This window comes from Pseudomonas sp. 4CAES_32.4, from assembly GCF_058136335.1.
Genome location: NZ_CM176882.1, coordinates 5051050 through 5067564, shown reverse-complemented (window position 1 = coordinate 5067564; position 16515 = coordinate 5051050). Strand labels below are relative to the sequence as shown.

Annotated in this window: 15 protein-coding genes; 6 read left to right on the top strand and 9 right to left on the bottom strand. The window is 59.4% G+C overall.

Annotated elements, in window-relative coordinates; genetic code table 11:
* Nucleotides 1-48: 48 nt before the first annotated feature.
* The 3 genes from AC3Y64_RS22695 to AC3Y64_RS22685 form a co-directional block, all read right to left on the bottom strand.
* The gene (locus AC3Y64_RS22695) at nt 49-870 is read right to left on the bottom strand and encodes a peptidoglycan DD-metalloendopeptidase family protein (RefSeq protein WP_489985332.1); all 822 of its coding nucleotides are present in this window, start codon (nt 868-870) and stop codon (nt 49-51) included.
* A gap of 3 nt (nt 871-873) precedes the next feature.
* Nucleotides 874-2253 (bottom strand): exodeoxyribonuclease VII large subunit, encoded by a 1380-nt coding sequence (gene xseA / locus AC3Y64_RS22690; RefSeq protein ID WP_489985331.1) that lies wholly within the window; start codon nt 2251-2253, stop codon nt 874-876.
* Between the two features lie 131 nt (nt 2254-2384).
* Nucleotides 2385-3272 (bottom strand): LysR family transcriptional regulator, encoded by an 888-nt coding sequence (locus AC3Y64_RS22685; RefSeq protein ID WP_489985330.1) that lies wholly within the window; start codon nt 3270-3272, stop codon nt 2385-2387.
* Nucleotides 3273-3372: 100 nt separating this feature from the next.
* On the opposite strand from AC3Y64_RS22685, the gene AC3Y64_RS22680 reads away from it, so the two are divergent.
* The 4 genes from AC3Y64_RS22680 to guaA all read left to right on the top strand — a co-directional run bounded on the left by AC3Y64_RS22680 (nt 3373) and on the right by guaA (nt 8135).
* A complete protein-coding gene (locus tag AC3Y64_RS22680) occupies nt 3373-4140 on the top strand; it encodes a sulfite exporter TauE/SafE family protein (protein ID WP_489985329.1) in 768 nt (255 codons plus the stop codon).
* Nucleotides 4141-4323: 183 nt separating this feature from the next.
* A complete protein-coding gene (locus tag AC3Y64_RS22675; RefSeq protein WP_489985328.1) occupies nt 4324-4872 on the top strand; it encodes a sugar ABC transporter ATPase in 549 nt (182 codons plus the stop codon).
* 116 nt (nt 4873-4988) lie between these two features.
* On the top strand, nt 4989-6458 hold the full coding sequence (gene guaB, locus AC3Y64_RS22670; protein WP_158960958.1) for an IMP dehydrogenase: 1470 nt from the start codon (nt 4989-4991) through the stop codon (nt 6456-6458).
* Between the two features lie 99 nt (nt 6459-6557).
* Nucleotides 6558-8135: a glutamine-hydrolyzing GMP synthase gene (gene guaA / locus AC3Y64_RS22665; protein ID WP_122589943.1), complete on the top strand. Its 1578-nt coding sequence runs from the start codon at nt 6558-6560 to the stop codon at nt 8133-8135.
* Between the two features lie 243 nt (nt 8136-8378).
* On the opposite strand, the gene AC3Y64_RS22660 is transcribed toward guaA, so the two are convergent.
* Nucleotides 8379-10451: a TerD family protein gene (locus AC3Y64_RS22660; RefSeq protein ID WP_489985327.1), complete on the bottom strand. Its 2073-nt coding sequence runs from the start codon at nt 10449-10451 to the stop codon at nt 8379-8381.
* Between the two features lie 441 nt (nt 10452-10892).
* Here AC3Y64_RS22660 and AC3Y64_RS22655 point away from each other — a divergent pair, with 441 nt between their 5' ends.
* Nucleotides 10893-12269, top strand: coding sequence for a multicopper oxidase family protein (locus tag AC3Y64_RS22655; protein WP_489985326.1), 1377 nt, complete (start codon nt 10893-10895; stop codon nt 12267-12269).
* Nucleotides 12269-12766 (top strand): tRNA adenosine(34) deaminase TadA, encoded by a 498-nt coding sequence (gene tadA, locus AC3Y64_RS22650; protein WP_489985325.1) that lies wholly within the window; start codon nt 12269-12271, stop codon nt 12764-12766. Before AC3Y64_RS22655 ends, tadA begins: the two co-directional genes overlap by 1 nt.
* A gap of 134 nt (nt 12767-12900) precedes the next feature.
* Here the strand turns inward: tadA and cmoB are convergent, their stop codons facing one another.
* The 5 genes from cmoB to AC3Y64_RS22625 all read right to left on the bottom strand — a co-directional run bounded on the left by cmoB (nt 12901) and on the right by AC3Y64_RS22625 (nt 16349).
* Nucleotides 12901-13857, bottom strand: coding sequence for a tRNA 5-methoxyuridine(34)/uridine 5-oxyacetic acid(34) synthase CmoB (gene cmoB, locus AC3Y64_RS22645; RefSeq protein ID WP_489985324.1), 957 nt, complete (start codon nt 13855-13857; stop codon nt 12901-12903).
* Nucleotides 13854-14597: a carboxy-S-adenosyl-L-methionine synthase CmoA gene (gene cmoA / locus AC3Y64_RS22640; protein ID WP_007916813.1), complete on the bottom strand. Its 744-nt coding sequence runs from the start codon at nt 14595-14597 to the stop codon at nt 13854-13856. Before cmoA ends, cmoB begins: the two co-directional genes overlap by 4 nt.
* Nucleotides 14598-14718: 121 nt before the next feature.
* The gene (locus AC3Y64_RS22635; protein ID WP_489985323.1) at nt 14719-15357 is read right to left on the bottom strand and encodes a lysoplasmalogenase; all 639 of its coding nucleotides are present in this window, start codon (nt 15355-15357) and stop codon (nt 14719-14721) included.
* A gap of 2 nt (nt 15358-15359) precedes the next feature.
* The gene (locus tag AC3Y64_RS22630; protein ID WP_489985322.1) at nt 15360-15752 is read right to left on the bottom strand and encodes a protease inhibitor I42 family protein; all 393 of its coding nucleotides are present in this window, start codon (nt 15750-15752) and stop codon (nt 15360-15362) included.
* 144 nt (nt 15753-15896) lie between these two features.
* Nucleotides 15897-16349, bottom strand: coding sequence for a hypothetical protein (locus tag AC3Y64_RS22625; RefSeq protein WP_489985321.1), 453 nt, complete (start codon nt 16347-16349; stop codon nt 15897-15899).
* Between the last annotated feature and the right edge of the window lie 166 nt (nt 16350-16515).

Below are 16515 nucleotides of genomic sequence, written 5' to 3'. Positions count from 1 at the left end.
TGGGAGCTAGCCCCGCTAGCGATGAGGCAGCCAGTCTCAACACAACCCTTAAGGTTGAAACGCACCAATGAAAATCGCCGGATCCACCCGCGCATCATTCAGGCTGACATTCCAGTGCATATGCGGCCCGGTCGCCCTGCCGGTCATGCCAACCTTACCCACCACCGCGCCGCGCGCCAGTTGATCGCCGACCTTCACGTCAATCTTCGACATATGGCAGAACATGCTGATAAAGCCCTGGCCATGGTCGACAAACACGGTATTGCCATTGAAGAAGTAATTGCCGGTGAGGATCACCTTGCCCGCCGCCGGGGTCTTGATCGGCGTACCTGCTGGCACGGCAAAGTCGAGGCCGGCGTGGGGGTTGCGCTCTTCACCATTAAAGAAACGACGCACACCAAACTTGCTCGACAGCGGTCCATTGACGGGTTTGTCCAGCAGCAGATTGCTCGGCGTGTTCGGGCTGAAGCTGCGATACGCCTTGATCTGCTCAGCCAGTTCACCTTCGATGCGCTTGAGGTTTGACTGATCCGGATTGACCTGCTGTTTGTTCTTCAGGGTGATGCGCTGTTCCGGGTATTTCTTGTTGCCCACGGTAAACGGCAAATTGCGCCCGCCACTGCTGATCTGCTGCGCGCCAGGCTTGACCGTCAACGGCACGCCGACAATCGCCAGCCAGTTGTTCTGTTCTTTGACCACCAATACCGGTTTGCCTTGGTACGTGGCCTTCGGTGCCTGCGCAGCAGCGCCGAGATCAACCACGGCCACACCGCCCGGCACCGGTTTGTTCAGCAGCCGGGTGATGTAGCTGTCAGCGTGGGCGTTGAAGGTCAGACAGAGCAACAACAATGGAGCGAGAAAACGCGGCATGGATCAGTCCAGTAAAGAGAGGGTGACGGGCGTCAGATGATTGTCCTCGACGCGCACTTGCAGTTCGCCTTCGCCGAGCTTGGCTTTGAGTCGCTGGCCGGTGTGGGTCTGAGCAGCGTTGCGGATCGCATGGCCGCGCTCATCGAGCAGAATGCTGTAACCACGACCAAGCGTTGCCAGCGGGCTGACCACGTGCAGCGTCTGCATCTGGCTGTGCAGTTGCAGACGACGATTCTTCAAACCTTCGCGCATCGCCCGAGGCAGGCGTTCGGCGAGGCTGTCGAGGCGCTGGCGCAGCATCGCCAACTGGCGGCCCGGATGTTGCCCGGCGAGGCGGGTTTCCAGGCGGATCAGCCGTTCGCGACGGGTATTGAGGTGACGCTCAAACGCCCGGCGCATGCGCATGTCCAGATCATCCAGACGCTGCGCTTGCTGGCGCAGACGTTCGCCGGGATGACGCAGGCGCCGGGCCATGCCTTCCAGACGCAAGCGATCACGCATCAAACGGTCGCGCATACGCATCACCAAGCGGCGGTGCAGGCTTTCGACCTGACGGATCAGGTGGCTGGAATCGGGCGCGAGCAATTCGGCGGCAGCGGATGGCGTCGGTGCGCGGACGTCGGCGACAAAGTCGCTGATCGACACATCGGTTTCATGGCCGACCGCGCTGACAATCGGCGTCACGCAGGCATCAACGGCGCGGGCCACGGCTTCTTCGTTGAAGCACCAGAGGTCTTCCAGCGAACCGCCGCCACGGGCGAGGATCAACGCGTCGAACCCACGGGCATCGGCCATTTTCAGGGCGCGGACGATTTGCGCGGTGGCTTCGCGGCCCTGCACGGCGGTCGGAATCAGCGTCAGTTGTACCTGCGGCGCACGGCGGCGGAACACGCTGATGATGTCGCGAATCACCGCGCCGGTTGGCGAGCTGATGATGCCGATGCGTTGCGGATGCGCCGGCAGCGGCAGTTTGCGTTCGGCGCTGAATAGGCCTTCGGCGCTGAGCTTTTCTTTCAGCGCATCGAAGGCCAGACGCAGCGCACCGTCACCGGCAGGTTCAACGGTGTCGAGAATCAGCTGATAGTCGCCACGGCCCTCGAACAGCGAGACCTTGCCGCGCACCTTCACCGCCAGGCCGTCTTTCAGCGCCTGACGCACGCGCGCCGCGTTCTGCCGGAACAATGCACAGCGCACCTGCGCGCCGCTGTCCTTGAGGGTGAAATAGATGTGGCCGGACGCCGGGCGGGCGAGGTTGGAGATTTCGCCTTCGACCCAGATGTTGCTGAACACGTCTTCGAGCAACACCCGCGCGCGGCCGTTGAGCTGGCTGACGGTCAGGACTTCACGGTCCAGGCCAAGTCTTGCAAAGGGATCTTTAATCATGGGGCGCAGTTTAAAGGCATTCTTCCGCTGATTGCACGATCCCTGTAGGAGCTGCCGCAGGCTGCGATCTTTTGATCTTGATCGGCAGGAAAAAGATCAAAAGATCGCAGCCTCGTTTCACTCGTCAGCTCCTACACGGGAGGTGTGAAGGTCTGGATGAAGTGTTGGATCAGCGGTGTTGGATTCTGGCGGTAGGCGAGGGCGACGGTGCTGTGGCAATCGGGATCAGTCAGCGGAAGAAATCGTATGCCCGACGGTGCAATGTCTTGCATCGATTCCGGCAGCAGGGCGATGCCGAAACCGGCCTGAATCAACTGCAATTGCGTGGTCTTGCGCGACATCACCCGCGCGGCTTTCGGGAAGAAACCCTGGCGCATGCACAGCTCGGCACACAGATAACTGAGGCCGCCGCGTTGCGGATGGGGAATGGAGATAAACGCTTCCTCCTTCAGTTGTGCCAGATCGACTTCGGCTGCCTCGGCCAATCGATGCTTAGCCGGCACCGCCAGCAGCAACCGTTCAGTGAACAGCGGGACAATCTGAATGCCTTCGCGCTGGCGCAACACCGGCAGGCGCAGCAGGCCAATATCGAGGCGCCCTTCGGCCAGCTCTTCCAGTTGCGCCTCGGAAGACAACTTGCCAATGTCCAGCGACACGCTGCTCTGCTGATCAAGGTAGGTGCTGATCTGCTGAAGAAGCCATCCGCTGATCGTCACCGTACTCGAATGGCTCAGGCGCAAGGTGCCGCGTTGGCCATTGCCGACCGCAGTGGCCATGGCGCTGGCCTTGCTCAGCTCATTAAGCAGATTACGTGCGCGCGGCAAAAATGCTTCGCCCGCTGCTGTGAGTCGGGGCTGGCGCGCGGTGCGCTCGAACAGTGGCGTTTGCAGGCGCGTTTCCATGTCCTTGATCTGCCGGCTCAGCGCTGATTGCGCAATGAACAAGCGCTCGGCGGCCGCACTGAAGCTGCCGCATTCGGCGATTTCGACGAAGTAACGCAATTGGCGGGTTGAAAGCACCAGACATGCCTTTTCGAGATGAGTAAGCGACCTGGAAGATATTAGTCGCAACCCTCGCCGCTGGCTAAAGTCATCTCAGACTTATTAAGGAAGTAGACCCATGAGTGTGGCGGCGTTGTTGAGCGAGTGGACATGGGGCGCCGGAGGTTGGGCGGTGATCGGGCTGGGCATCGCGCTGGCCTATATCGTGTTCGGCATTGCCGGGTTTGGCACGGCGCTGGTCGCGGGGCCGATTCTGATTCTGTTCATGCCCTTGTCGAAGATCGTGCCGTTGTTGGTGTTGCTGGATTTTGTCGCGGCGTTCGGCAATCTGTTGCCGTCGCGGCGGGATGTGGCCAAGCCCGAGTTGTTGCGGCTACTGCCGTGCATGGCGGTCGGTTGTACGTTGGGAGTGATTTTCCTGCTCAACCTGAAATCTGATGTGTTGCTGCTGTTGATGGGGCTGTTTATCAGCGCGTATGCGATTTACAGCCTCTGGATGAAAGCGCGGCCGGCGCAAATGTCGGCGGCGTGGGCAGTGCCGATGGGCACGGTGGGCGGGTTGTTTGGTGCGCTGTTTGGCAGCGGCGGCTTTCTCTATGCGATTTATCTCAACAGTCGGCTGCCGAAAGACGCGGCGCGGGCCACGCAAAGTGCGCTGATCAGTTGCAGCACGGTGGTGCGTTTGAGCCTGTTCGCCATCGCCGGTGTGTATGCCGAGCTACCCTTGTTGATGTTGGCGTTGTGTCTGTTGCCGGCGATGGCGCTGGGGTTGTGGATTGGCCGGCGGTTGACCATGAGGTTGTCGCGTGAGGCGTTCGTGCGGTTGGTGACGTGGCTGGTGCTGGCGAGCGGGATTGCGTTGATCGGGCGTTATCTCAGCACTTGACCGGATTTCGTCAGGGATTAAGCTGCCGGCCGCACTGACGCTATCGCGGGCAAGCCCGCTCCCACAGTTTCTCTGGTGTACACAACATTTGTGATCGACCGAGATCCCTGTGAGAGCGGGCTTGCCCGCGATGGCGGCGGAGTGAGCACCGCAGAACTTCCATTTGACGTCGCAGGCTGCACCATGAATTCGCAAAGCATCATCGTCCCGAAAATTTCCACCCTGCCGGTCCATGAGCCCCGGGCCCGGGCGATTCTGCGTTGGCTGGTACGCAAGAACATCGTCAAGGAGGAGCTGAGCACCTGCGGTCGCACCGGCAATCGCATGGCGTACGCGATTGCCGATGGTGCGCGTGCCGTGGTGCTGTACCCGCAGGCGTTGCCGTTCGGTGAGCCGATCAACGGCTTGGAGATCGTCACCAAGCGCTGCATCTATACCCCGGCCAAGGGGTTTCTCGAAGAGGCCGGTTGCGCCGAGTGCCGGCGTGAAGTCGGCGAAGCACTGTTCGAAAGCCTTGAAGAATGGTTCCCAGGCCGCACCGACAACTTCACCTGCCCGGAATGCGGTCACGAAGACGACATCAATGGTTTTCTGTTTTTGCAGGAATGTGCGTTTTCCAACCTCGGTTTCATCTTCAACAACTGGCTGGAGGCGGGCTTCAAGCAAAGCTTTATCGATGAGTTCGCCGATTGGCTCGATCAACCTGTCTCTTGGGTCAAGGTGGAGCTGTAGGGCCGGGCGTTCCCGTACATCAGCAACATTGATATTAAGCTGAGTTTTACGTTGCTCCGAAGGGGGTGTCTGACTATAATGGCGCGCTTCCATTTTCCCGCTCGGGAGCCCCCGCGATGCTGCGTATCAGCCAAGAAGCTCTGACATTCGACGACATTCTCCTAGTGCCCGGTTATTCCGAGGTGCTTCCTAACGAAGTCAGTCTCAAGACCCGCCTTACCCGTGGCATCGAGCTGAACATTCCTCTGGTTTCTGCTGCAATGGACACCGTTACTGAAGCCCGTCTGGCAATCGCCATGGCTCAGGAAGGTGGCATCGGCATTATCCACAAGAACATGACCATCGAGCAGCAAGCTGCCGAAGTGCGTAAGGTCAAGAAGTTCGAAGCCGGCGTCGTCAAGGATCCGATCACCATCGAGGCAGATGCCACGGTGCGTGACCTGTTCGAATTGACCCGCATGCACAACATTTCCGGCGTTCCGGTACTGCACGATGGCGACCTGGTCGGCATCGTCACTTCCCGTGACGTGCGTTTCGAAACCCGTCTGGAAGCCACCGTACGTGAAGTGATGACGCCTAAAGAGCGTCTGGTCACCGTGCGTGAAGGCGCCGACAAGAACGAAGTCCGCGAGCTGCTGCACAAGCACCGTCTGGAAAAAGTTCTGATCGTCGACGACAAGTTTGCCCTCAAAGGCATGATGACCGTCAAAGACATCGAAAAAGCCAAAGCCTACCCGCTGGCCAGCAAGGACGATCAAGGTCGTCTGCGCGTGGGCGCTGCGGTCGGTACCGGTAAAGACACCGGTGATCGCGTAGCCGCTCTGGTCCATGCCGGTGTGGACGTGGTGGTGGTCGACACCGCCCACGGTCACTCCAAAGGCGTGATCGACCGCGTTCGTTGGGTCAAAGAGAATTTCCCTGAAGTGCAGGTGATCGGCGGCAACATCGCCACCGGCGCCGCTGCCAAGGCTCTGGCCGAAGCAGGCGCTGACGCAGTCAAGGTCGGTATCGGCCCGGGCTCGATCTGCACCACCCGTATCGTCGCCGGTGTCGGCGTCCCGCAAATCAGTGCCATCGCCAACGTTGCTGCTGCCCTTGAAGGCACCGGCGTTCCGTTGATCGCCGACGGCGGCATCCGTTTCTCCGGTGACCTGTCCAAGGCCATCGTAGCCGGTGCTTCCTGCGTGATGATGGGCTCGATGTTCGCCGGTACTGAAGAAGCGCCGGGCGAGATCGAACTGTTCCAGGGCCGTTCGTACAAGGCGTATCGCGGCATGGGTTCGCTGGGCGCCATGTCCCAGGCGCAAGGCTCCTCCGACCGTTACTTCCAGGACTCCTCGGCAGGCGCCGAGAAACTCGTTCCGGAAGGCATCGAAGGCCGTGTGCCGTACAAAGGCACCCTGAGCGCGATCATTCACCAGCTAATGGGCGGTCTGCGTTCCTCGATGGGCTACACCGGTAGCGCCAACATCGAAGAAATGCGCACCAAGCCTGAGTTCGTGCGGATCACCGGCGCTGGCATGGCCGAATCCCACGTTCACGACGTGCAGATCACCAAAGAAGCGCCAAACTACCGCGTAGGTTGAGCCTTCAAGCAATAAAGTAAGCAACCGGGGCTGTTTGATTCAGCCCCGAGTTGTTTCTGAATCACGACTGTTTCTGAACGACTTAGACGAGACTGAATCATGGCCCTCGATATTCACGCTCACCGCATCCTGATCCTCGACTTCGGCTCGCAATACACCCAACTGATTGCCCGCCGCGTGCGCGAGATCGGTGTGTACTGCGAACTGCACCCGTTCGACATGGACGAAGATGCGATCCGCGAATTCGCTCCTAAAGGCGTCATCCTCGCCGGCGGCCCCGAGTCCGTGCACGTCGCCGACAGCCCGCGTTGCCCACAGGCAGTGTTCGATCTGGGCGTACCGGTTTTCGGTATCTGCTACGGCATGCAGACCATGGCCGAGCAACTGGGCGGCAAGGTTGAAGGTTCCGAACTGCGTGAGTTCGGTTACGCCCGCGTTGACGTGGTTGGCAAGAGCCGCCTGCTCGACGGCATCGAAGACCACATCGACGCTGACGGCCTGTTCGGCCTCGACGTCTGGATGAGCCACGGTGACAAAGTCACCAAGATGCCGGAAGACTTCCACATCCTCGCCAGCACCCCGAGCTGCCCGATCGCCGGTATGTTCAACGACGACCGTGGCTACTACGGCGTGCAGTTCCACCCGGAAGTGACCCACACCAAACAGGGCGGCCGCATCCTGTCGCGCTTCGTCCTCGACATCTGCGGCTGTGAAGCCCTGTGGACGCCGTCGAAGATCGCTGAAGACGCCATCGCCAACATCCGCGCACAAGTCGGCACCGACAACGTGTTGCTGGGTCTGTCCGGCGGCGTTGACTCCTCGGTGGTTGCCGCGCTGCTGCACAAAGCCATTGGCGACCAGCTGACCTGCGTCTTCGTCGACAACGGTCTGCTGCGTCTGCACGAAGGCGAGCAAGTGATGGCCATGTTCGCCGAGAACATGGGCGTCAAAGTGATCCGCGCCAACGCTGAAGATCAGTTCCTCGACAACCTGGCCGGCGAAGCCGATCCAGAGAAGAAGCGCAAGATCATCGGTCGTACCTTCATCGACGTATTTGATGCCCAGTCGAACAAACTGGAAAACATCAAATACCTCGCTCAGGGCACCATCTACCCGGACGTGATCGAGTCGGCTGGCGCGAAAAGCGGCAAGGCACACGTGATCAAGTCGCACCACAACGTGGGCGGCCTGCCGGAAGAGATGAACCTGAAACTGGTCGAGCCACTGCGCGAACTTTTCAAGGACGAAGTCCGTCGTCTGGGTCTGGAACTCGGCCTGCCGTACGACATGGTCTACCGTCACCCGTTCCCGGGCCCGGGCCTGGGCGTGCGCATCCTCGGTGAAGTGAAAAAGGAATACGCCGACCTGCTGCGTCGTGCCGACCACATCTTCATCGAAGAGCTGCGCAAAGCCGACTGGTACCACAAAGTCAGCCAGGCCTTCGTGGTGTTCCAGCCGGTGAAATCGGTTGGCGTCGTTGGCGATGGCCGTCGTTACGCCTGGGTCGTCGCCCTGCGTGCCGTAGAAACCATCGACTTCATGACCGCACGTTGGGCTCACCTGCCTTACGAACTGCTGGAAACCGTCTCCGGCCGCATCATCAATGAAATCGAAGGCATCTCGCGCGTTACTTACGACGTGTCGAGCAAGCCGCCTGCGACGATTGAGTGGGAGTAACGTCACCGGCCTGAAGGCCGACTGACTGAAATAAAAAACCGCCTGGCGTTAACGTCAGGCGGTTTTTTTTGAGCAATTCACGGAGCGATCAGGTGGGTACTAGCACGCAAGTACTCGTTGAACACAGCTTACGGATGTTCGCCAATGCCAGTCAGTTGTACTGACTGGCATTTTTGTTTTTGGGCGGAAAGCATCTTGGCAAGAGTCATCGCGTTCAATTGATCGCAATGATTGGAGTAATGGCTAAAGAAACTGCGATCGAATCAAATCCGTATCGAACGGCGTTAACCCTTGATCAGGAGCAAACACCGTCTCTGCTTGCAGTGGGGAGTCAACTCGTTCGCCCCGGGCACGTACATGTAACTCGAAAAGTGTCTCTAGATCCGGCCGGGGTGTATGCACCAAAGCCCGGAGCATCAAAGATACCCCGCTGAGGTTATTGGCGACGTTGTTCCATTGGGGAGAAGACGTGAGCCCCAGATCGGCCCAGATCATGCGTTGTTCCTGCAAGTCCATTACGAAGGGCAGACAGATGCTGGTGTCGGATGCGATATCGATGCGGTCGAATACGGAGCGCGGCTCAAATACTTCACCCGATGCGGTGTCGGCGCGGGCCATCCAGCCCGCGAAGCATTCCGGCAGATCGCAATATGGCTGCTGTGTATACGAGTTGATGGACGTAACGACATAGCGGATACCTTGCTTGATGAGGACATCAAGGTCGAGGTCGATGAACTCGGACGCTCCTTCTGGCGCGTCGACGATGTCACCGCTGTGGTAACCGCCGTAACCCCTCAGGTTGTAATACGCGACCGTATCCTTGAATACGAAGTCGGCGTCGAAAAAGGCTGCGGACAAGTCGATATCCGTGCGTCCTTTGCCATTCTTCCACCACAGGAACAAGCGGATGAACTGCGTGTCAGGAAGCGGTAACTGACTGCCGCGTACCAGCGTGCGTAGCGACTTGGCTGCGGCCCGCTGGGCCAGAGGCACTCGGTATTCGCGTAATGCCGGGTCGATGAAGCTACGGCCCAGCGGTGGTAGAGACGCGAAGCGTGTGACAAGAGCTTCCTCGCAGATCTTCGCTGCACGCGCCAACACCTCCTGTGCGATCGGTTCGCGCCGATCCATGATGCCGAAGACTTTGGCCATCGCCCCTTTTGGCGTGAAGGCCCGCAAAGGCAGGGGACGCGGAGCTCGAACCTGGGCCAGCAACTGCAGCAAAACGGGTGAGGATACTTGCGTCGCGGCAGCTTCAAAGGCGTCGAGTACCGCATCTGCGTCGGTGGCGCGGCGCAGGGTTACGTCCAAGCGTCGTGCGAACTCACCGGGGCGCTCTTGCAGCAGCGGCGTTAGCGCTGTGATCTGACGTTGGGCGAGCAATGTTTCGACACGAGATCCAAACGAAGCCGGCGGATCGTTGCGACGCGCTGCCGTAATGGCGGCGAGCGCTCGCGGGTATTTATCGGCGTAGTCGCCCGGATGCAGTACTTCCGCGAGACGTTTCCAGCGTTCGGCATGACGCATCACATCTTCAACTGCATTAGGCGCGCGATCGAGCAGGCGCAATAGCCGACGGCGCATTGAGCGTTTCATTTTGCGGAAGCGCGTCTGCGCTGTCGCCAGCGAGACGTCTCCGCCATGCAACGCAATCGCCAAGCGCAGCACGTCGGTTGCCGTCTCGACGTTTTGTTCGAGGAATGACTCCACACGGGCATCGTTAGCGACATGCAGGACCAGTGCGCCGCCTACCAGTGCACGAATCTCCCGGAACGGGACGGTCTCGGGCAGCAGACGGAAAACATCGTCTTTGTATTTCCGGATAAACCAGATGACATCAGCAGCTTCCTCTTCGGACAGCGAGGTGCGTGATGAGACCAGCGGTGCGAGTAACGACTCGAACTCAGAGACACTTCCCGGTTCGATAACAAGATGGATGAAGTTGCCTTCAAGCATGGGCGGGCGAACGTCTTCACTGGAAGGCAAGCGCAGAAGCGTGTGGTAGTGCATGACGGCGTTGAAGTACAACTCCGCCTCTGAGGCCTGCAGGACCTGATTCGGAAAATCAGGATAGAACGGCCGGTGATGAACATGAGCTCCGGTGTGTCGCCGAAGTACTCGAATAATCTCGCGCAGCCAGACCGTAAGTTGTGCCGCCGAAAGCTTGCCGATCTGCTCGATCAGTGGCTCAGAAAGAACACATCGAAACGCCGCAATTTCTTTTACGGCCGTCGCAACCTGGGCGCGCGAGGCACCGCCGGTGCCCGTAGGGACGTGAACTTTTGTACGGCGCCGCAGGAACAGTTCCTGATTCATCTTGATTCCTTCCTTGGTCGCCGTTTCGAGTGAGCAGAAGCATCACCTTGCAATCGATATGAAAACGCCTGCAATAAGCAGGCGCGGTGTGGAGAGCGGAACCCCTAGTTCATGGGGATAGAAGGAAGGTGTTCCATAGCCACGCCCGCATCCTATCGGAGGATGGGCCTGTTGTCAGGCAAACACATATTTTGAAACGGGCTGGTCGAAAGTTCCTAGCTACAAAGGAGCCTGAATTAATGTTTGCACATCCTTATGTCAGCGGCGCTCAACATCAGTGGAGTGAAGCTTGTGCCGCAGCGGTGGTTATTTGGCTGCACTCAAGGCGCTTGGCAAGACGTGCGGCCTCAGGTCGCCCTTACCGTTTCTCAATTGCAGGTGTATCGTATTCGCCCTTTGCGGGCCCGGTGCCCGTCGCTGATTCGTGAGGTAGTTGAGTTCATGTCCTTTACCCGTCGCCAAATCCTCGGTGGCCTGGCCGGTCTTGTTGTCGTTGGCGTTGGTGCGGGGGGCGCGTCGCGTTATTGGCTGGGCAAAATGGCTGACGCTGAGGCGGGGCATGACTATCAGCTGATCGCCGCGCCGCTGGACGTTGAGCTGGTGCCGGGGCACAAGACTGAAGCCTGGGCGTTTGGGCCGTCGGCGCCGGGTACCGAGTTGCGGGTGCGTCAGGGTGAATGGTTGCGGGTGCGCTTTATCAACCATTTGCCGGTGGCGACCACCATTCATTGGCATGGCATTCGCCTGCCGCTGGAAATGGACGGCGTGCCTTACGTCTCGCAATTGCCGGTTCTTCCGGGCGAATACTTCGATTACAAATTCCGCGTGCCGGATGCCGGCAGCTATTGGTATCACCCGCATGTCAGCAGCAGTGAAGAACTGGGGCGTGGGTTGGTCGGGCCGCTGATTATCGAAGAACGCGAGCCGACCGGTTTCGTCTACGAAAAGACCTTGAGCCTGAAGAATTGGCACATCGATGATGTAGGCAATTTCGTCGAGTTCAGCATTCCGCGTGAAGCGGCGCGTGGTGGTACGGCGGGGCGTTTGTCGACGATCAATGGCGTGCCATTGCCGGTGATTGAATTGCCCGCTGGGCAGATCACGCGGGTGCGTTTGCTTAACCTCGATAACACGCTGACGTATCGCATCAACATTCCCGGCGTCGAAGCAAAAATCTATGCGCTGGACGGCAACCCGGTCGAGCCACGCCCGCTGGGCAAGGAGTACTGGTTGGGCCCCGGCATGCGCATTTGCCTGGCGATCAAGGCGCCGGCGGCTGGCGAGGAATTGTCGCTGCGCAACGGCCCGGTCCGTCTTGGCACCCTGCGTTCGGTGGCCAATACCGATGCGCCGACCGAGTGGCCAAAGGCGCTGCCAGCCAACCCGGTAGCGGAGCCGGATCTGGCCAAGGCCGAGAAACTCAACTTCAATTTCGAATGGGTCGGTTCGGTGTCGGTCAACACCGAAAACGGCAAGCCACCGAGCCTGTGGCAAATCAACGGCAAGGCTTGGGACATCACCGACAAGACCTGCGCCGATCGGCCGATTGCCAGCCTGAAACTGGGGCAGAGCTATATTTTCGAATTGAAAAACATGACTCAGTACCAGCACCCGATTCACCTGCACGGCATGAGCTTCAAGGTGATTGCGTCGAATCGACACAAGATCATTCCGTACTTCACCGACACCTATCTGCTGGGCAAGAACGAGCGCGCGCAAGTGGCGCTGGTGGCGGATAACCCCGGCGTGTGGATGTTCCACTGCCACGTGATCGACCACATGGAAACCGGTCTGATGGCCGCCATCGAGGTGAAGTGATGCGCCAGATTCGCCCCGCGGCGATCATCGACCGCAGCCGTGACCGCGATTTCATGCGCGAAGCCCTGACCCTCGCCGCACAAGGCGCAGCGCTCGGTGAAGTGCCGGTGGGCGCGGTGTTGGTGCAGGACGGCGCGATCATCGGTCGCGGCTTCAATTGCCCGATCAGCACCAGCGACCCGAGTGCCCACGCAGAAATGGTCGCGATCCGTGCGGCCGCACAGGCCGTGGATAACTATCGTCTGCCGGGCAGTACGCTGTATGTGACGCTGGAGCCGTGCAGCATGTGCGCCGGTTTGATCGTGCATTCGCGGGTGGCGCGGGTGGTGTATGGGGCGCTGGAGCCGAAGGCGGGGATTGTGCAGAGTCAGGGGCAGTTTTTTACCCAGGGTTTTCTCAACCATCGAGTGTTGTATGAGGGTGGGGTGTTGGCGGAGGAGTGTGGGGCGGTGTTGACCGAATTTTTTAGAGCCCGCCGCGCGAAAACCACTGAATAAAGAACTGCATCGAACCCTGTGGGAGCTGGCTTGCCAGCGATGGCGTCCGCACATCAAACATTGATGTCGACTGATCCACCGCTATCGCTGGCAAGCCAGCTCCCACAGATTTTTGCAGCGTTTGCGAGATCGGATTACTTCTTCGCGACGATCACCGCGCGCATCGGCGCCGGCAGGCCTTCGATGGTTTTGCTGTGGTCTTCGGGATCAAGGAAGTCGCTGAGCGATTGATACTTCATCCACTCGGTGCCGCGCTGTTCCTCGACCGTTGTCGTGCTCACGTCCACGCAACGAATGTCGGTGAACCCGGCGCGGCGCAACCACAATTCCAGCGCCGGCACCGACGGCAGGAACCACACGTTGCGCATCTGCGCATAACGGTCTTCCGGCACCAGCACCTGATGCTTGTCGCCTTCGACCACCAGCGTTTCCAACACCAATTCGCCGCCCTTGACCAGGCAGTCCTTCAGCGCCAGCAAATGCTCGATCGGCGAGCGGCGGTGGTAGAACACACCCATGGAAAACACCGTGTCGAACCCTTCCAGGTTCGGCGGCAGGTCCTCGAATGGGAACGGCAGGTGCCAGGCATTCGGTTCTGACAGATAACGCTGCACCGCCTGGAACTGGCAGAAGAACAGCCAGTTCGGGTCAACACCAATCACACTGTCCGCACCGGCGCCGAGCATGCGCCACATGTAGTAGCCATTGCCGCAGCCGACATCGAGGATGCGTTTGCCTTTCAGATCCAGATGCGGGGCGACCCGCGACCATTTCCAGTCCGAGCGCCATTCGGTGTCGACGTGCACACCAAACAGGTCGAACGGCCCTTTGCGCCACGGCGACAGGCCCATCAGCGCAGTGCGCATCTGTGCGCGGGTTTCATCGTCGCAATCAGTGTCGAGTTTCAGGCCGTTGAGCAGGTCGATTTCGCTCGGCTGAATCTTTGGCAAGGCGTCCAGCGCGCTCTGCCAGCGCTCCAGATCGCCGTGGCCCTTCTCCATTTTCTTGTCGAGTTGCGCTTGCAGGGTGTTGGCCCATTCGGCCAGCGGTGTGCCAGCCAAACGGCGGGCGAGGGGGGACAGATCAATCATGGCAAGGCAATCAACGAGGCAAAGTTAAGACACTGGAACCACGGCACGACTTTCGAGAACCCGGCGGCCAACAGGCGTTCGCGGTGTTCTTCGAGGCTGTCGGGCTTCATGACGTTTTCGATGGCGCTGCGCTTCTGGGCAATTTCCAGTTCGCTGTAGCCGTTGGCGCGTTTGAAGGCGACGTGCAGATCGGTGAGCAGCGCGTGTTCTTCGGCATCGTTGAAGCGCAGTTTCTCCGAGAGGATCAATGCGCCGCCGGGCAGCAAGGATTGGCGGATGCGCGAGAGCAACGCCGTACGCTGATCGGGGGCGATGAATTGCAGGGTGAAGTTCAGCGCCACCACCGAGGCAGGCTGGAAGTCGAGGGCGAGGATGTCGCCTTCGATGACTTCTACCGGCAGTAACTCCTGGAACATCGAGTCCTGCCCGTTGAGGTATTCGCGGCAGCGTTCGACCATGGCAGCGGAGTTATCCACCGCAATCACCCGGCAACCGTCGGTGCGCACGTGGCGACGCAGAGCCTGAGTGACAGCGCCCAGCGACGAGCCGAGATCGTAGAGCACACTGTTCGGCTGGGCGAACTGTGCGGCGAGCACGCCGAGGTTTTCGACGATGGTCGGATAACCCGGCACCGAGCGCTTGATCATGTCCGGGAACACCCGCACCACGTCTTCGTTGAAGGCGAAGTCGGGGACCTGGGCCAGAGGCTTGGCGAAAATGCGATCGGGTTCTTTGCTCACGGCGGTTCCGGCGGTGTAAATGGAAAGGCCGGCATTTTAGCCAAAAGGGCGCGGGGATGCTTGGGTTGTCTGATAAAGCGTTTTTTGCCGGTGATCGGTTCCACGCAGAGCGTGGGAACGATCAGATCCGTTTGGTCTGGGAGAACGCCGAGGCGGCGATGCCCCACTGACCCAGCCAGTAGCTGAGGATGATGACGTACGGCGCAGCGTGGAATGGTGATACGAAGCGATCAATGCCAATCACGCTGTCAGAGAACACAAACGCCAGCGCACCGCCGGCCGCCAGCAACGCCGAGCGCTTGGGCACGTCGGTGCCCAGTCGGGCGAGGGCACGCCAGAGCATCGCGCTGATCGCTGTGCCATAGATGATCACCGGCACCAGCAGCGGGCCCAGACCGCTGGAAATCAGAAGCCCCAGCAGCACCGCGCCGACCGCGAGGGCAAGCAGCAGCGGCAATATCGCCAGACGCTTGCAGTCACTCAGATAAGCCTTCAGATAAGCCAGATGCGCGAGCAGAAATGCGCCCAGCCCGAATACAAAAAGATCCCCCGGCCACGCCAGCAACACATCGCCGAGCAGCGAGAAAATCAGGCCGAGGCTGATCCAGCGGCGATAGTCGCTGGGCGGCGCATCGTGCAACCAGCCAAGCAACGCCAGCACCGGCAACGGTTTGACCAACAGGCAAAGCAACGCCGCATGGGTGCTGACACCGTAGAGAAACGTCACCGCGCCCATCAGCGCGAGAATCAGCCAACCCACGATCAGTTCACCGAGATCGCGCAGTCAAAGGTTTCCACCGGCAGCACTTCCGGCGCCCACGGCTGTTGCGAGGTCAGGCGCAGGCGCCCGGTGCCGGTGGTGAATGCCTGGAAACGCCAAGTGGAAACGCCAGCAGCGCCGACCACGCCGGCATCTTCCGGATTGCTGTAAACCTCGGGACTGAGGGCGCGCAATACACCGCCGGCGGAATCCTGAATCGCCCAGCGATAACCCGTGGTCGGGTTGCTTGGCAGCGTGATGATCAGGTTTTGCCCGTTGGTGAGTTTCACCGGGCATTCGCTTTGTTTTTCCACGGTCACGTTATGTTTCGGTTGCGTGGCACAAGCGGCCAGCAAGGAAAGGGCGAGGGGGACAAACAGGCGAGTGGGGGACATAGGCTCAGCAGCTCCGGGCGTTCACGACGAACGGCGAGCATAACTGAAGATGAGACAAAGTGTGACAATGACCAACTTGCGAGCGCTGCAAGCGTGTGACTGCTCAGCCGTCACACGCTAACTAGCTCTGTTATAGCCGGGGTATCAGAAAGGCCAGATCAGTTCGTTGAGCAAAACGAAGCCTTTGCCGGTGACTTCGCGGGTGTCATCCCCGTAGCGAGCCTTGCCGGAAAGTTTAAAACCGCTGATGGAGTACCTGTACAGACTCGCGCCGAGTTGGGTTACGTCGATTGATGATGAACGTTCCATATCGTATTCATAAATCTGAATACCTCGCTCGGTAATGATTGATTCAGAGTAGCTAGAGATCTCGGGTTGCAACAGATCGCGAAGCGACAGGGAAATGGATCTGTTACTCACCAGATTTTGATTGTGCTTGAAATCAAGGTAATAGCCTCCTAACGGGCTGAATGACAAAGAAGTGGCTGTTGTCGTGTAGCTCGTCAGGTTGACCGCAATGCCGCCAATCGTGCCTTTCACTTCAACGGATAGATTTCCGTCAACGAATACGGCTTTGGTGTCAGTTGGATTTGCCATGAAGTGCTTCCTTGAATTGAATGAATTCGAGAAGCCAGTCTGGGTTGGCATTCATCCACTGAGAACTGTCAGATATGACAGTTCTTATGCCTTTTCGCGATCGTTGACTGCGTCAAATGAAATAGGCAGGACCTCTGCCAGCGCAGTGCGCTGACAGAAGCACTGA

Excerpts from the sequence above, each read along its gene's own strand:
- AC3Y64_RS22695 (WP_489985332.1), bottom strand. The coding sequence starts at position 870 with ATGCCGCGTTTTCTCGCTCCATTGTTGTTGCTCTGTCTGACCTTCAAC.
- xseA (WP_489985331.1), bottom strand. The coding sequence starts at position 2,253 with ATGATTAAAGATCCCTTTGCAAGACTTGGCCTGGACCGTGAAGTCCTG.
- AC3Y64_RS22680 (WP_489985329.1), top strand. The coding sequence starts at position 3,373 with ATGAGTGTGGCGGCGTTGTTGAGCGAGTGGACATGGGGCGCCGGAGGT.
- AC3Y64_RS22675 (WP_489985328.1), top strand. The coding sequence starts at position 4,324 with ATGAATTCGCAAAGCATCATCGTCCCGAAAATTTCCACCCTGCCGGTC.
- guaB (WP_158960958.1), top strand. The coding sequence starts at position 4,989 with ATGCTGCGTATCAGCCAAGAAGCTCTGACATTCGACGACATTCTCCTA.
- guaA (WP_122589943.1), top strand. The coding sequence starts at position 6,558 with ATGGCCCTCGATATTCACGCTCACCGCATCCTGATCCTCGACTTCGGC.
- AC3Y64_RS22660 (WP_489985327.1), bottom strand. The coding sequence starts at position 10,451 with ATGAATCAGGAACTGTTCCTGCGGCGCCGTACAAAAGTTCACGTCCCT.
- AC3Y64_RS22655 (WP_489985326.1), top strand. The coding sequence starts at position 10,893 with ATGTCCTTTACCCGTCGCCAAATCCTCGGTGGCCTGGCCGGTCTTGTT.
- tadA (WP_489985325.1), top strand. The coding sequence starts at position 12,269 with ATGCGCCAGATTCGCCCCGCGGCGATCATCGACCGCAGCCGTGACCGC.
- cmoB (WP_489985324.1), bottom strand. The coding sequence starts at position 13,857 with ATGATTGATCTGTCCCCCCTCGCCCGCCGTTTGGCTGGCACACCGCTG.
- AC3Y64_RS22630 (WP_489985322.1), bottom strand. The coding sequence starts at position 15,752 with ATGTCCCCCACTCGCCTGTTTGTCCCCCTCGCCCTTTCCTTGCTGGCC.
- AC3Y64_RS22625 (WP_489985321.1), bottom strand. The coding sequence starts at position 16,349 with ATGGCAAATCCAACTGACACCAAAGCCGTATTCGTTGACGGAAATCTA.